The organism is Type-A symbiont of Plautia stali (genome assembly GCF_059731155.1).
Genome location: NZ_AP035891.1, coordinates 1,154,222 through 1,169,695, shown reverse-complemented (window position 1 = coordinate 1,169,695; position 15,474 = coordinate 1,154,222). Strand labels below are relative to the sequence as shown.

Genomic DNA, 15,474 nt, shown 5'->3' with positions numbered 1-15,474 from the left:
TCAGCCCAGCTGCTCCATCGCCTGCAGGATACGTTTGTCGGAGATTGGATACGGCGTGCCCAGCTGCTGCGCAAAATAACTGATGCGCAGCTCTTCCAGCATCCAGCGGATCGCCTGTACCTCTTCATCGTCCTGACACTGCGGCGGCAGCTTGTTACGCCAGCTTTGCCACGCCTGCTCCACCGCCTGCACTTTCAGCATCCGCGCTTGATCGCTGTGCGGATCGACCGGCAGCTTCTCAAGCCGACGCTCAATACCGTGCAGATAGCGCAGTGTGTCGCCCAGCCGCTGATAGCCGTTGCCGGTGACAAAACCGCGATACACCAGGCCGCTCAGCTGCGACTTGTTGATGTTGAACACGCTGGCAGAGAATCTGCTCGACCTGGCTGGCGATGGTCACCACCGTGTCGTTGAGTTCGGCGCGTACTTTATCGCGCAGCTGCTCGAAGTTTTCCTGATGCCACGCCGGCCCACCGGCGTCCGCCATCAACTTATCCACGCCGCAGGCGATACAGTCATCAATCAGCTCCAGCACTTTGCCGTAGGGATTGAAATAGAGTCCGAGCTTGGCTTTGTTCGGCAGCTTCTCGTGCAGATACTTGATTGGCGAAGGAATGTTCAGCAGCAATAACCGCCGCTGGCCGCGCCACATCATCTTCTGCTGCTCGTGTTCACTGTCAAACAGGCGAATCGCGACGCTGTCTTTTTCATCCACTAGCGCCGGCCAGGCTTTGACCTGATAATTGCCGCGCTTCTGCTCGTAGCTTTGCGGCAAATCGCCGAAGCTCCACAGATGCAGCCCGCGCTGTTCCAGCCCGTCATCCGCCACGTTGGACAGCGTCTCCTGCACCTTGCCTTTTAGCACCTGCTTCAGCGGATGCAGGTCTTTGCCTTCCTGCAGCTTACGGTTGTGCTCATCCACCACGCGGAACGTCATTTTCAGGTGATCGGGCACCTGATCCCACTGCCAGGCGTCGCGCTCAATGGTGACGCCAGACATGCGGCGGAACTCACGCTTCAGCGCATCCAGCAGCGGCTGCTCCAGCGCCGTCACGCGGCCAAGGAAGGCTTCGGCGTAGTTAGGTGCCGGCACAAAGTTGCGTCGCACCGGCTTGGGCAGCGACTTAATTAGCGCGATGATCAGCTCGCGGCGCACGCCGGGGATCTGCCACTTGAAGCCGGCTTCGTCGACCTGGTTGAGCAGCGGCAGCGGGATGTGCACCGTCACACAATCCGCATCGGCTCCCGGTTCGAACTGGTAGCTGAGCTTCAGTTTCAGGTTGCCCTGATACCAGAAATTCGGGTAATCCAACTGGCTGACCTTCTCTGCGCCGTCTTTGATCAGCATCTGCTTATCAAAGCTCAGCAGGTCCGGATTGTCCTTGCTGGCCTGTTTCCACCAGCTGTCAAAGTGCCGCGCTGATACCACCTCACTGCCAATGCGGCGATCGTAAAACGCAAACAGCTTCTCATCATCGACTAAAATGTCGCGCCGCCGCGATTTGTGCTCCAGATCCTCGATTTCACTGCGCAGTTTCAGGTTGTTGCGGAAGAAGGCGTGACGCGTCTGCCAGTCGCCCTCCATCAGCGCATGACGAATAAACAGCTCCCGGCTGAGCTGCGGATCGATGCGGCGTATTGACCTTACGCGCCTGCACAATCGGCAACCCGTACAGCGTGACTTTCTCGGTGGCCATGACTGCGCCCTGCGCTTTCTCCCAGTGCGGTTCACTGTAGCTGCGCTTCAGCAGATGCTGGGCCAGCGGTTCGATCCACTCCGGGTCGATTCGCGCCGCAACGCGGCCCCACAGGCGGCTGGTCTCCACCAGTTCCGCCACCACGGTCCATTTGGGTGGCTTCTTAAACAGGCCGGAACCGGGGAAAATAGCGAAACGCGCATTGCGGGCGCCGGTAAACTCCTGCTTTTCCGCATCTTTCTGACCGATGTGCGACAGCAAACCGGTGAGCAGCGCGCAGTGCACTTCGCGGTACGGTGCTGGCTCGCTGTTTAGCGGCATGCCCAGTTCCCGCACCACCTGACGCAGCTGGGTGTAGATGTCCTGCCATTCGCGCACGCGCAGGTAATTGAGGTAATCGCTTTTACACTGGTGGCGGAACTGATTGCCGGACAGCGCTTTCTGCTGTTCCTACAGGTAGTTCCACAGATTGACAAAAGCGAGAAAGTCTGACTCTTTGTCGGCAAAACGCCGGTGTTTCTCGTCAGATGCCTGCTGTTTCTCCACCGGACGCTCGCGCGCATCCTGAATCGACAGCGCAGCGGCGATAATCATCACTTCGCGCACGCAGCCAAATTTTTGCGCCTCCAGCACCATGCGCGCCAGCCGCGGATCGACCGGCAGCTGCGCCAGGCTGCGCCCGGACGGCGTCCGTTTGTACGATCCTTCCTCGCTCAGGGGAATCGCCCCGAGCTCCTCCAGCAGGCGCACGCCGTCCTGAATATTGCGCTTATCCGGCGCTTCGACAAACGGGAATGCGGCGATGTCGCCCAGTTCAAGCGCCGTCATCTGCAAAATCACTGACGCTAGGTTAGTACGCAGAATTTCCGGGTCGGTAAACGCCGGGCGGCTGAGGAAATCAGCCTCCGAATAGAGGCGGATACAGATCCCTTCCGACACGCGGCCGCAGCGCCCTTTGCGCTGGTTAGCCGACGCCTGCGAGATCGGCTCGATCGGCAGACGCTACACTTTGGTGCGGTAGCTGTAACGGCTGATGCGCGCGGTGCCCGGATCGATGACATATTTAATGCCCGGCACGGTGAGCGAGGTCTCGGCGACGTTGGTCGCCAGCACAATGCGGCGGCCGCTGTGCCCCTGGAATACCCGGTTCTGTTCGGCGTTGGACAGGCGCGCATAGAGCGGCAGAATCTCGGTGTGCGGTAAATCGCGCTTCATCAGTGCATCGGCGGTATCGCGAATTTCGCGCTCACCGCTCATGAAGATCAGGATATCGCCGCGCCCTTCACTGCTCAGCTCGTCAACCGCATCGAAAATCGCCTGCAGCTGATCGCGCTCGGAGTCTTTGGCATCTTCCACCACCGGACGATAGCGTACATCGACCGGATAAGTGCGGCCCGAAACCTCGATCACCGGGGCATTATTGAAGTGGCGCGAGAAGCGCTGCGGATCGATGGTCGCTGAGGTGATGATCACTTTCAGATCGGGACGACGCGGCAGGAGTTCGCGCAGGTAACCCAGCAGGAAATCGATGTTCAGACTGCGTTCGTGCACTTCATCGATGATGATGGTGTCATACTGCAGCAGCAGACGATCCTGCTGAATTTCCGCCAGCAGAATACCGTCGGTCATCAGTTTGACCTGGGTGGTTTCGCTGACCTGATCGTTAAACCGCACCTTGTAACCGACGGTGCCGCCGGGCGTGGTTTCCAGCTCTTCGGCAATGCGGTTCGCCACGGTGCGTGCCGCCAGACGACGCGACTGTGTATGTCCAATCAGCCCTTTCACACCGCGCCCGAGCGCCAGACAGATCTTTGGCAGCTGGGTGGTTTTACCTGAGCCTGTCTCACCGGCGACAATCACCACCTGATGCTCGCGAATCGCGTCGGCGATGTCCTGCTGCTTCTGGCTGACCGGCAGATTGTCCGGAAACGTAATGCGCTGCGTCGCGGCGGCGCGCTGCGCAGCGGGATTTTTCACCTTTGCCGCACCGTGCAGACGACGCTGCAGCGCTTTGCGGTCGCGCAGCATCAGGTTATTGAGCCGCGACCAGAGTGGGGCCAGAGATGACGTAACGGATGATGACATAGTGATGAATTACCTGTTGTTGCAGTGAGCCGGCACTCGCGGCTCGGCGCCGGGCAGAATTTTCCGGCGGATTCAATCGATTAATGCCCGCCATCTTAGCACAGATTGGATCATCTCACCTGACCGGACGTACCACCTTATTCAATAATTTCGAACATAGGCCTCGAAATATTGCGCTTTTACCTGCCGGACGAACTCCGTAGAGTGTAACGCATTGAGCGGTAAGCCAACCGCGTAACGTACAGGAAAATACCATGAGCAAAGTTTTAGTTCTGAAATCAAGCATCCTTGCCGGTTACTCACAGTCTAACCAGCTGGCAGACTTCTACGCTGATGAAGCCCGCGCCAAAGGCGACGAAGTAACGGTACGCGATCTGGCTGCCCAGCCGATTCCGGTACTGGACGGTGAACTGGTTGGCGCCCTGCGTCCTTCAGACGCGCCGCTGTCGCCACGTCAGCAGGACGCGCTGGCCCTTGTCCGATGAACTGATTGCTGAACTGCAGGCGCACGATACCGTGGTTATCGCCGCCCCGATGTACAACTTCAACATTCCTACTCAGCTGAAAAACTATTTTGACCTGATTGCCCGTGCCGGCGTCACCTTCCGCTACACCGAAGCAGGCCCGGAAGGTCTGGTGAAAGGCAAGCGTGCGGTGATCCTCTCCAGCCGTGGCGGCATTCACAAAGACACCCCGACTGATCTACTGACCCCGTACGTGAAACTGTTCCTCGGCTTCATCGGCATCACCGACGTTGACTTCGTGTTCGCCGAAGGCATTGCGTACGGTCCGGAAGTGGCGACCAAAGCCGCCAGCGATGCCAAAGACGCCATCAAGCAAATTGTTGCTGCGTAATCATCATTAAAAAAATGCTATCTGTCTTGCCGGGCCTGAGTGCCCGGCTTTTTTATGCCTGCGCTGCCGCGGAAGCGGCTATTTCTGCACCCACTGACCGTTTATCCCGCGCACATATTCGCCGCTGCCGGCACGGTTAACCAGCTTCTCGCCGGCGATGCGCGCCACCTCGGCGGTGGTGAGATTGTTCTGCTGCGCCACGCGCTGATACTGCTGGCTGCGGCCCTCATTGATGCGCTTAACCAGCGCCAGCGTCTCGTCATCCTGCTGACGAGCGGCAATGTAACCGCTCAGCGTTTCGCCCACGCGCCCCTGCTGGCGCGCCTGATCCAGCGTCAGCGCCCAGGCCGACGGCACCAGCAACAGCGCCAGCAACAGCGCTATCCCCTTGCGTTTCATCGTGCCTCTCCTCAAAACAGTCCGCTCTGATTCTTCAGCAGCGCTTCGACGTCTTTATCCACCTTGATGTGGATTTCATGTTCGATTTTTACGTTCATGTTGATGGTGATTGGCTCTTTAGGTGCGGCGACTTCGATGCGCGGCACACAGCCCAGCAGCGGCAGTCCCGCTGTCAGCACCAGTAATGCCCTCAGGCTCATGGTTTCGGGTCCTTGTTGGATGGCAGGGTGGCGTTTTGCTCCACCCAGGATTGCAAATTATCGCCAAAGCGCAGGCTGCGCCACAGCTGGAACAGGTTTTCCTGATGACGGTAATTAAGATTGACGGACTGGCGGCGGTTACTGAACTGACTGGTGCCTTTCACCTCGCTTTGCAGAATGAGGTTACCGAAGTTATCCAGATCCAGCGTCGCCCACGAACGGGCAATCTCCATGTAGCGCAGCCAGTCCATCGCCGCCCCGGCGGCCACGTTATTGCTGACAATCGCATCCGCCATGTCTTTGTCCATGCGGAACGTCAGCGGGCCGCTGTTGGCGATCCAGCCCTTTTCAATCAGCCAGTGCGGATTGTTCACCCACAGCGGTAATTCGCCATTCACTTTACCGGACGTGGCAAACTGCTTCGGCTTGAGCGCGGTCACCAGCCGGCTGAGATCAATGTCACGCAGCGAAATCCGCGCCGGCTGATGCTGTGGTAAACGCAATGCTGGCATGCTGACGTACCCGCCGAGCAGATCGAGATTGACGTTGCTGAGCGTCAGCGGCTGGCGCTCCTGCCACGGATAGTGGCCCTGCAGATCCGCGGTAATGTTCTGCAGCGCAAACTGGTTCTTCACTTCGGCGATGCGCAGCGACACCGGCCCGCGGCGACCCAGCTGCCACTGATGATCTTTCAGGCGGAACGGCAGAGTAAAATCGATGCCATTGATTTCGCTGTCCGGCATCCATACGCTGCCCTGTTTCACCGCCCAGAACCCCCCCGCCTCAAACCCCTGGCCGCTGGCGGCGGAAAAGGCCATCTGCGCGCGCAGCTCGCCAGACTGAATACGCATCTTCAGATCGCTGCTCAGCAGCGGCTGAAATACGCTGAGCGACTGCGCCGGCCACCAGGCTTCGCCGCGCAGCCGCTCGCCGTCCCAGCGGCCATGCACGCGCAGCGGTCCGATGTCTTCAGCGGTCAGCTGCCCGCGCCACAGAAAATGCCCTGGATCGCGCCCTTTGGCATCGAAACGCAGTTCGGACGGAGGCAGCCAGCCACCGTAGCTGAAGCGGGTCTGGCCGGAACGCAGCGCAAACCCGCCGTTAAACGCCGGCTGTGCCACATCGCGCTGCCAGCGCACCGGCGCGGTCAGCGTCAGGCGCGGCTTATCCACCTGCACCATGCCGTACGCCAGCTGGTCAAACCCAGTGTTCAGCGTATCGAAGCTGATCAGGGTGTCGTGCCAGCTGCCGGTGCCCTTCACGTCCCATCTGGCGCTGAGCGGCGCCATCACGCCCTCGCCCCAGTAACGCCAGTTCCAGCGTCCGCTGTCTGGCCAGAAGTCGCTGGCGCGCCCGTCGAGATGCAGCCTGAAGCGGCCGAAACTGGGGGGCGTGCGCGTTGAGAATCGCCTGTAACCGGCCGTTGATGCCGCGCGAGGCCACGCTGACGCCGGCCAGCGGCCAGCGCGCTTCATCCACTTCCAGCGTCGAGAGTAAGCGTCCGCGCAGGCGCAGCAGTGCGCCCGGCTGCAGGCTGAGCTGCGGATCGCTCAGCATGCCATGTAATTGTCCGGGAATGGTGCCGTACAGCTGCAGGTCGGCAAACTTGCTTTCGCCGGTTAACTGGAACGGCAGTGCGCTGTCAGTCAGGCTCAGCTTGCCCGGCCCAACGCTCAGTACCAGGTTGCCTTTCCCGCCGCGTCCGGCGGTCAGTAAATTGAAGCGGCCGCGGATCTGCGTCTGTTCCAGCCCCTGCTGCCAGTCATCCAGCATCAGCGCCACGCCGCCCGACAGCGGCTGCGGCCCGAACGGCCAGCGCCAGTGACCGGCAGTAATGCGGATTTGCTGTGCATCGACCTGCCACGGCAGCTGCAACAACGGCTGTGGTTCCTGTTGCTGGCGCACCACCAGTTCGCCCTGCTGCTGCTGCCAGTTGAGCGTCAGCGCCAGCGGCTGCCGCCACTGCGTCAGGTTAAGCGCACCGCTGAGCTCACCCGCCACCGGCAGGCCATCGGCAAAAGTCGGCAGCGTCAGATTGCCATGCAGTTCGACCGGTTCCGGCAGTAAGGGATGGCTGAGCTGCAGCTGATCAATGTGCAGTTGCTGCCCCTGCAGGCGTGCGGCAACGCGCAGGTTGTCGCCCTGATAGCGCAACTGCTGGCGGTCTTTGTCTAAGGTCAGATCGAAGCGGCCCGTATATTGCTGCCACGGCAAAATGCTGAGCTGTTGCAGATGGATATCCGCGCCGGGCAGCATCTGCTGCCAGTCGGCGAGGCTGCGCGGCGCATCGCGCGTGGCACCGTGCGGCAGCGCCTGCAGACAATCGCTGTTAAGCGCCACCTCGCAAGCATCGAGCTGCCAGCGCTGTTGCGTCCGGCCAAGCCCCACGTCGGCGACCTGCGCCAGCAGGCAGTCACCGGCCAGATAGCGCACATCAGGAAACATCAGCCGGCCCTGCTGCCAGTGCGGCGCGCCGTGTAGCTCGACGCGGGTATTTTCCGGCAGCCAGATACCTGCCAGCCGCGGCAGCCAGTGCGTCAGCGTCAGCAGCAATCCCAGCAGCAGCAGTATCAGCGCCAGTAGCGCAGCAAGTAGTCGACGGAGGCCCCGCGTCATGGCTGTTAACGTTCCTGTTCTTTACCCAATCCTGACAGAGATGATGGCATGTTACGCCCGGCAAATGAAGGCGTTACCGCTTTAGTCTGGCTGAAGAACAGCAAAATGACGCGGAAAACGTTATCCTGATGTGATACCGACGTAACATTTTTCAGGAGCGAAACAATGAAAGTTGCGGTTTACAGCACCAAGCATTACGACCAGAAATACCTCGAGCACGTTAACGAAGGCTACGGATTTGAGCTGCAGTTTTTTGACTTCCTGCTGAGCGAAACCACAGCGAAAAACGCCGCTGGCTGTGATGCGGTCTGTATCTTCGTTAACGATGACGGGAGCAAAGCGGTGCTGGAGGGAGCTGGCGGCGTTGGGCGTGAAATATATCGCGCTACGCTGTGCCGGTTTCAATAACGTCGACCTCGACGCCGCAGCCGCGCGGGGACTGCAGGTGGTACGCGTGCCCGCCTATTCGCCGGAAGCGGTGGCGGAACACGCGGTAGGTCTGATGATGACGCTCAACCGTCGCATTCACCGCGCTTACCAGCGCACGCGCGATGCCAACTTCTCGCTGGACGGCCTGACCGGTTTCAACATGCATAACAAAACCGCTGGCGTGGTCGGTACCGGCAAGATTGGTGTGGCGACGATGCGCATCCTCAAAGGTTTTGGCATGCGTCTGCTGGCGTACGATCCTTATCCAAGTGACGCTGCGCTGGCGCTGGGGGCGGAATATGTTGATCTGAAAACGCTGCTGGCGGAGTCCGATGTCATCACCCTGCACTGTCCGCTGACGCCGGAAAACCACCATCTGCTCAACGCGCAGGCGTTCAGCCAGATGAAAAATGGGGTGATGATTATCAATACCAGCCGCGGTGGGCTGATTGATTCACAGGCGGCGATTGAAGCACTGAAACAGCAGAAAATCGGCTCGCTCGGCATGGACGTGTATGAGAACGAACGCGACCTGTTTTTTGAAGACAAGTCGAATGACGTGATTCAGGACGACGTGTTCCGTCACCTGTCGGCCTGCCACAACGTGCTGTTTACCGGCCATCAGGCCTTTCTCACCGCCGAAGCGCTGACGGCGATTTCAGAAACTACGCTCAGCAATTTACAGCAGCTGGCGCGTGGGGAAACCTGTTCAAATCAGGTTAAGGCGTAACGTTCTGCGCCTGCGTTAACGGGCGCAGGCACCGCCAATCAGCGCCTGTTCGTCGCAGCGACGACCGTTAGCCAGCTGACACATCCCGATGCGTGAACCGTCTAACTGACGCGAGAACGCCAGAGTGCCGCCCGCGCTGTTGCAGTTGGCTTCTGCCATGGACGACATCACGACGTGCGGCTGCACGTGCGCGGCGGTGGCCTGTTGCGGCGGTTCATTGCCGCTGTTGCTACTGCAGGCAGAGAGTAACAGCGCTGCGCCGGCCAGCAGTAAAGTTGCGGCTTTCATCGGTCGGGCTCCGGGAATGTGAGCGGAAAAGTCGCACCAGCATATGTCAGCAGCGGTGCGCGATCGATAGGCGACACAGCTTTTTACAAAATTTAATATAGTCGTTGGCAAGCAGAATTATCCTGATTGCAGCGTTTTCCCTCTTTTCTCTGCCTGTCCATACTAAATATCACTAAGGAGGAAGGATGTTAGCCGACATGCTCATCCGCATCGCGTTAGCCGGAATACTGGGCGGACTGATTGGCCTGGAGCGCCAGATGCGCGCTAAAGAAGCGGGCCTGCGCACCCACATTCTGGTCGGCATTGGCAGCGCCATGTTCATGCTGGTGCCAAAATATGGCTTTGCCGACATGTTCAGCAACGATCATGTGGCGCTGGATCCCAGCCGTATTGCGGCGCAGGTGGTCAGCGGCATGGGCTTCCTTGGCGCTGGCACCATCATCATTCAAAAGCAGATTGTGAAAGGCCTGACGACCGCCGCCGGCCTGTGGGTGACCGCCGCGATTGGCCTGGTGATCGGTAGCGGCATGTACGAAATCGGTATTTACGGCACGGTGCTGGCGCTGGTGGTGCTGGAAACGTTCCGCCGTATCAGCCACTGGTTGATTGGCCGCCATCACACCCTTATCGTCCATCTCAAAGCCAAAAGCGTACCGCTGGTGTTGCTGGTACTGCAGCGCGAAAATTTGCGGCCATATCGCTGTAGTAAATCGTAACGAAGAGAGCGGCCTGTGCGAGCTGAGCGTTGAGGTGACATTGTCACGCAGATTTCCCATGCACAGCATTTATGACAAAATGATGGAAATTAAAGGCGTGCAGTCGCTGGAAATGGTTTGACTGCGCTGGCGCTTGCGGGGTTACCGCTGTGGTGGATTCAAGATAAAAAAGCCCGGCGCTGAACGCCGGGCGGCTGGGTTAGCAGGGTTTGAGTTGTCCAATTGCCATTTCAACGGCGCGATTGGGCGCGCCGGTTAATTCCCGATAGCGCAGTTGCAGATTACGCAACTCGCTGGCCAGCACCTCTTTCTCAGTGGCGGCACCGCGCTGCGCCAGTTCCAGATAGCATTGCCCCACCAGCCGGCACGCCTCCTCAAACACCATATCGTACGTTTGCATTGTTCCTCTCCTCACCTTTAAAAACTAAAAAAAGCGCTGAATCCATCCTGTCAGCGCAGTGAGAAGAAATCTTTACCCAGATCAATAAATATGCAGTTATCGCTGGCAAAATGTGCGCAATGGTAGCCGACTGCGGCGCTGCGCGATTATGACGGATCCTTTTTATCGTCATCGCTGGCGCTGCTCACACCGGTAATACCTTCCAGCGCCTGCTGGTTGATGACATCATCGGCGCTATCAACCGCACGCGAAATCGTCAACAGATCCTGAAACTCGCTCAGCAGAATAGCGGCGTCCGACTTAAGCATATCGTCGGCCTCGGCTGACTCAATCACCATGTTGATGGCTTTGTTGGCGCTTTCAATAACTTCTGTGACGCCGCCTTTCTTACTGACGGCCAGTACCAGCGCACCGATCAGCAGCGACTGGGCCTCAACGCGCGCGGTCAACTGCTTGGTGGTGGCATCAATTTGTGAAATCTTCGCCAGCATGCTTAACACAACATTTTTCATCGCTTATTCCCCCCTGGGGAAGCTGGCAGTGTACCGCTTGCAAAATCCGCAACAAACTAAAAATTGTGAATAGCGCAACAGGTCTCTGACCGCGATCGCGCGGCGCACAGAGCGCATCATCGGCAAACCCATAAATCGTACTGGAATTTGGCGCTGTAATCCGTACCATACGCCACTGACTTTTCTTGCTGACTGCGGTCAGCCGGCACCCATAAAGGCCAGCGCAGCGCCCCGCAGCATGCGTGGACACGGTTAATGCAGGCCTGGCCAGGGCCGCATCAACGCGACATCCGCAGCTGACCAGCGATCACCGAGACCGAAATTCATGTCTGAACATCAAGAAGTTAATAAAAAAGAGCAGTACAACCTGAACAAACTGCAGAAGCGCCTGCGCCGCAACGTCGGTGAAGCCATTGCGGATTTCAACATGATTGAGGAAGGCGATCGCATCATGGTGTGCCTGTCCGGCGGTAAAGACAGCTACACCATGCTGGAAATTCTGCGTAACCTGCAGCAGAGCGCGCCGGTCAACTTTTCACTGGTGGCGGTGAATCTTGACCAGAAACAGCTGGGATTCCCGGCACACGTGCTGCCTGCTTACCTCGACACGCTGGGCGTGGAGTACCAGATCGTCAACGAAGACACTTACTCCATCGTTAAAGAGAAAATCCCGGAAGGCAAAACCACCTGCTCGCTCTGTTCGCGCCTGCGTCGCGGTACTCTTTACCGTACCGCCACTGAACTGGGCTGTACTAAGATTGCCTTGGGTCACCACCGCGATGACATCCTGCAGACGCTGTTCCTCAACATGTTCTACGGCGGCAAGATGAAAGGCATGCCGCCAAAACTGATGAGCAATGACGGTAAACATATCGTGATTCGCCCGCTAGCCTATTGCCGCGAAAAAGATATCGTGCGGTTTGCTGAAGCGCGCCAGTACCCTATCATTCCGTGCAACTTGTGTGGTTCACAGCCGAACCTGCAGCGCCAGGTGGTTGCTGACATGCTGCGTGACTGGGACAAGCGCTATCCGGGCCGCATTGAAACCATGTTTAGCGCCATGCAGAACATCGTGCCATCGCATATGGCTGATATTAATCTCTTTGATTTTAAAGGCATTAAGCACGGTGATGCCGTAGTCGACGGCGGAGACATTGGTTTCGATCGCGAATCGCTGCCAGCGCAGCCAGTGGGCTGGCAGGCTGACGGGGACGATCAGCAGGACCTGAGCGCTCGCCTCGACGTGCTGGAAATTAAATAACGCGGTGACTTTGCAGCATAAAGGCGCGTCGCTCCGGCAACGCGCCTTTTTTATTAGCGGTGCGGCGGAGGATCGCTAATCGGCGGAAATTCAGGATCGTGCGGCGGCTCGGGAATGGGCTGCGGTTGCGGCACGGGTTCGGGAATTGGTGGCGGATCGGTCGGGATAGGTTCGCTGGCGTGAATCATGCGCATGCCGTTCTCCTGTTCGCTGAATGTCTGTTAAGCATAGGAAAGGATGCGGCAGCAAGCCAAACGGCAAAAAAAAGCCGGCGGATAAGCCGGCGTCGTACGAATCAAATGTGCTATGCAGTAATTCAAAAAAAGGAAGTAAGACAATATGGAGCGCAACGCCCATCGCTTGACGTTGCATTCACCTGCGGGAGAGAGTTTGCCCCGGTTGTGCTATGCGCTTATTGATGTCGATCAGGTTTTTTCCGCTTTTCTCCCCTGCACCGCCACAATTACCCGTTCATGACCTGCAGATAACCCCCTGATAACATCACAGCCAGTTGCGGCGTTTCAGCCACAGCGCAACACCCAGCACCATCACCAGTAACAACCCGCAGAACATGGTAAAGCCGTGCGGCCAGCTGCCACCGGGAATGCCACCGAGATTGACGCCAAACAGTCCGGTGAGAAAAGTTGCAGGCAGAAAAATCATTGCCATCAGCGACATGGTGTAAGTACGGCGGTTCATGGATTCCACCAGCAGCGATGCCACTTCATCTGCCAGAATGCCAGTGCGCGCTACACCCGCATTGAGGTCATCCAGCCCGCGCCCCAGCCGGTCCGCGCCATCCTGCATGCGGCGGCGATCGTCATCGCTCATCCACGGCAGTTTCTCGCTTGCCAGTCGCGCATAGACATCACGCTGCGGCGCCATATAGCGGCGCATGACGATCAGCTGTTTGCGCAGCAGCGCCAGCTCACCGCGCGCCGGGACCTGCTGGTCCATCAGCGCATCTTCCAGCGCGATAATTTTATCGTGCATCTCTTCAATGAATTCGCTGGCGTGATCGGTCAGCGCATCGCAGACGCCCACCGGGCCGTTGCCGTTTTGCAGATCGGTCAGCACTTCATCGATGGCATACACTTTGCGACGGCGGGTAGAAACAATCAGCTTGTCATTGATAAATACGCGCAGCCACCAGCTGGTCCGGGCGCGAATCGGCGTTATGATTCACGCTGCGCAGCACGATCATAAAACCGTCACCGAGGCGCGTCACGCGCGGCCGCATGCTGTCACCGGCCAGCGCATCCCGCACCGCATCGGGGATCAGCGGCGTGTGCTGCAACCAGTCGGCGCTTTGCCGCTGAGTGTAATTCAGGTGCAGCCAGCAGTGACGCTCGCAGTTGATGACATCTTTATCTTCAATGGTGATAACGCCACCCTTGCCGTCGAACTGGCAGGCGACAATCGCATCCGACACCTGCAGCGCTTTTCCTTCAATGACGTTCACGTACTCGCCTCACTAGCAAAAACAATACGATACAGTCTAGCGCGGCGCGGGACAGTTGCAATTACCAAGGTGTGAGTAAAAATGACAGCGCAACCGGGCCGTTCACCGCCATCCGTGGCGGTTCAGCGTCAGTGCTTCTCAATCCACAATTCCCGGCTGTAGGCGACGTCTTCCGGATTGGTGATGGGATAGCCCTTAACCCACGGCTTGATCAGCCGCCCGTTGGTGTACTGGTAGATCGGCGCAATCGGCGCCTGGTCAGCGATGATCTGCTCGGCTTTGTTGTAATCGGCATTGCGCGCCGCCACGCTGGTTTCATTGCTGGCTTTACTGAGCACCGCATCATATTCCGCGTTACTGAAGCGGGAAATATTGCCGCTGTGGCTGGCAGTCAGCAGGCTGAGGAAGGTCGACGGCTCATTGTAATCGCCCACCCAGGAAGCGCGAATCACATCGAAATTACCGCTATTGCGGCTGTCGATATAGGTTTTCCACTCTTGGTTCTGCAATGTCACGTCAACGCCGAGATTCTTTTTCCACATCGAGGCCACCGCAATCGCAATCTTCTGGTGACTTTCAGAGGTGTTATACAGCAGCGTCAGGTGCAGCGGTTTAGCCGGGCCGTATCCGGCGGCGGTCAGCAGGGCTTTGGCCTGCGCATTCAGTTCCTGCTGGCTGTGCTGCTGCAGATAGCTCTGCTGCGGCGTGAAGCCGGCGGTGACGTCCGGTGTGAAGTGCCATGCCGGTTTCTCGCCGGTGCCCAGCACCTTGATCCGGCGTATACACCTGCCCCGGCAGCTCTTTTTTCAGCAGGCCGTACATATTTTTCGGGAAGGATTCCGTGATATCGATATCCCCGGCGCGGTAACGCTTGGTGGCGCTGGATTCTTTATTGATGGGAATAAAGGTCACTTTCGTCAGCATCGAATGCGCGTTATCCCAGTAGTGCGGGTACGCACCAGCACAATCTTTTCGTTAACCACGCGCTCCTGCAGCTGATAAGCGCCGTTACCCACCAGTTTACCCGGCGCAGTCCAGCCATCGCCGTTTTGCGCGATGACTTTTTGCGGTACCGGGAACATGGCCACGTTAGCCACCATGCCGGGGAACCACGGCAGCGGACGTGACAATGTCACCTTCAGGTGCGTCTCATCGGTCGCCACTACGCCCAGTTTGTCCGGGCTCATCTGCCCTTTGGTGATGGCTTCAGCATTCTCAATGCCGCTCAGCGCGGCAAACCAGGCGAAAGGCGAGCTGTTTTTGGGATCCACCAGACGTTGCCAGCTATAAACAAAATCCTGCGCGGTCACCGGTTCACCGCTGGACCAGCGCGCATCTTTGCGCAGCGTAAACAGCCAAGTTTTGTTGTCATTGCTGCTCCAGCTCTGCGCAACGCCCGGCACGATTTTCCCCTGCGCGTCCTGATTGGTCAGCCCTTCAAACAGATCGCGCAGCACCTGAATCTCCGGCAGCCCTACCGTTTTGAGCGGATCAAGCGAGGCCGGTTCATCTTTAATGTGGCGGACGATTTCTTGGCTGCTGGCCAGTTGCGCCCCGGCTGGCACACTGGCGGCATAGGCGGATGAGAGAGCGCTGCTGATGATGAGCGCGGCCAGCGTGGTGCAGAAAGTTAGTTTCATCACGACTCCTTGACCCGAAAAAAGGGCGACGGCCAAACCAATGCGTCGCCAGCAACTTTTCGCACTTTATCGCAAATCGCTGATTGATAAATAGCTATTTCCCCGTCTGCTGTTTACCGTTATGTTGAGGCTGGATTGCAGCTCACAATTTTTGCGGCTGAACGCGATGCATGACAGAGAGGAA

9 protein-coding genes and 7 pseudogenes are annotated in these 15,474 nt (G+C 58.2%); 4 read left to right on the top strand and 12 right to left on the bottom strand.

Annotation, left to right across the window (positions count from 1 at the left end):
- The 3 genes and pseudogenes from hrpA to AC6I8M_RS06295 all read right to left on the bottom strand — a co-directional run bounded on the left by hrpA (position 1) and on the right by AC6I8M_RS06295 (position 3,782).
- Positions 1–2,018 (bottom strand): annotated as a pseudogene (gene hrpA, locus AC6I8M_RS06305) (ATP-dependent RNA helicase HrpA).
- A gap of 129 nt (positions 2,019–2,147) precedes the next feature.
- Positions 2,148–2,636 carry an ATP-dependent RNA helicase HrpA gene (locus tag AC6I8M_RS06300; RefSeq protein WP_010618434.1) on the bottom strand — a complete coding sequence of 163 codons (489 nt, stop codon included), beginning with the start codon at positions 2,634–2,636 and terminating at the stop codon, positions 2,148–2,150.
- 63 nt (positions 2,637–2,699) lie between these two features.
- The gene (locus tag AC6I8M_RS06295; RefSeq protein ID WP_498013711.1) at positions 2,700–3,782 is read right to left on the bottom strand and encodes a helicase-related protein; all 1,083 of its coding nucleotides are present in this window, start codon (positions 3,780–3,782) and stop codon (positions 2,700–2,702) included.
- 254 nt (positions 3,783–4,036) lie between these two features.
- Between AC6I8M_RS06295 and azoR the strand changes: the two are divergent.
- A pseudogene (azoR, locus tag AC6I8M_RS06290) lies at positions 4,037–4,637 on the top strand (FMN-dependent NADH-azoreductase).
- Positions 4,638–4,715: 78 nt separating this feature from the next.
- Here the strand turns inward: azoR and AC6I8M_RS06285 are convergent.
- The 3 genes and pseudogenes from AC6I8M_RS06285 to AC6I8M_RS06275 form a co-directional block, all read right to left on the bottom strand.
- On the bottom strand, positions 4,716–5,036 hold the full coding sequence (locus AC6I8M_RS06285; RefSeq protein WP_010618432.1) for a YdbL family probable chaperone protein: 321 nt from the start codon (positions 5,034–5,036) through the stop codon (positions 4,716–4,718).
- Positions 5,037–5,047: 11 nt separating this feature from the next.
- Positions 5,048–5,236 (bottom strand): YnbE family lipoprotein, encoded by a 189-nt coding sequence (locus AC6I8M_RS06280; protein WP_010618431.1) that lies wholly within the window; start codon positions 5,234–5,236, stop codon positions 5,048–5,050.
- Positions 5,233–7,852 (bottom strand): annotated as a pseudogene (locus tag AC6I8M_RS06275) (YdbH family protein). Before AC6I8M_RS06275 ends, AC6I8M_RS06280 begins: the two are co-directional and overlap by 4 nt.
- 165 nt (positions 7,853–8,017) lie before the next feature.
- Here AC6I8M_RS06275 and AC6I8M_RS06270 point away from each other — a divergent pair.
- Positions 8,018–9,011: pseudogene (locus tag AC6I8M_RS06270) on the top strand (2-hydroxyacid dehydrogenase).
- Positions 9,012–9,026: 15 nt separating this feature from the next.
- Here AC6I8M_RS06270 and AC6I8M_RS06265 read toward each other — a convergent pair.
- A complete protein-coding gene (locus AC6I8M_RS06265) occupies positions 9,027–9,299 on the bottom strand; it encodes a putative hemolysin (RefSeq protein WP_022547870.1) in 273 nt (90 codons plus the stop codon).
- A 185-nt stretch (positions 9,300–9,484) separates the two neighbouring features.
- On the opposite strand from AC6I8M_RS06265, the pseudogene AC6I8M_RS06260 reads away from it, so the two are divergent.
- Positions 9,485–10,136: pseudogene (locus AC6I8M_RS06260) on the top strand (MgtC/SapB family protein).
- 78 nt (positions 10,137–10,214) lie between these two features.
- Here the strand turns inward: AC6I8M_RS06260 and AC6I8M_RS06255 are convergent.
- Together AC6I8M_RS06255 and iraP are read right to left on the bottom strand one after the other, a co-directional pair.
- A complete protein-coding gene (locus tag AC6I8M_RS06255) occupies positions 10,215–10,415 on the bottom strand; it encodes a DUF2767 family protein (RefSeq protein ID WP_010618426.1) in 201 nt (66 codons plus the stop codon).
- Between the two features lie 146 nt (positions 10,416–10,561).
- Entirely contained in the window at positions 10,562–10,927 is a 366-nt protein-coding gene (gene iraP, locus AC6I8M_RS06250; RefSeq protein ID WP_010618425.1) for an anti-adapter protein IraP, read from the bottom strand.
- A gap of 325 nt (positions 10,928–11,252) precedes the next feature.
- Between iraP and ttcA the strand changes: the two genes are divergently transcribed.
- Positions 11,253–12,188 (top strand): tRNA 2-thiocytidine(32) synthetase TtcA, encoded by a 936-nt coding sequence (ttcA, locus tag AC6I8M_RS06245; RefSeq protein ID WP_010618424.1) that lies wholly within the window; start codon positions 11,253–11,255, stop codon positions 12,186–12,188.
- A gap of 53 nt (positions 12,189–12,241) precedes the next feature.
- Here ttcA and ynaL read toward each other — a convergent pair whose 3' ends face one another.
- The 3 genes and pseudogenes from ynaL to AC6I8M_RS06230 all read right to left on the bottom strand — a co-directional run bounded on the left by ynaL (position 12,242) and on the right by AC6I8M_RS06230 (position 15,290).
- On the bottom strand, positions 12,242–12,376 hold the full coding sequence (gene ynaL / locus AC6I8M_RS06240) for a proline-rich small protein YnaL (protein ID WP_498013795.1): 135 nt from the start codon (positions 12,374–12,376) through the stop codon (positions 12,242–12,244).
- 313 nt (positions 12,377–12,689) lie between these two features.
- A pseudogene (gene zntB, locus AC6I8M_RS06235) lies at positions 12,690–13,650 on the bottom strand (zinc transporter ZntB).
- Between the two features lie 128 nt (positions 13,651–13,778).
- Positions 13,779–15,290 (bottom strand): annotated as a pseudogene (locus AC6I8M_RS06230) (peptide ABC transporter substrate-binding protein).
- Positions 15,291–15,474 lie beyond the last annotated feature (184 nt).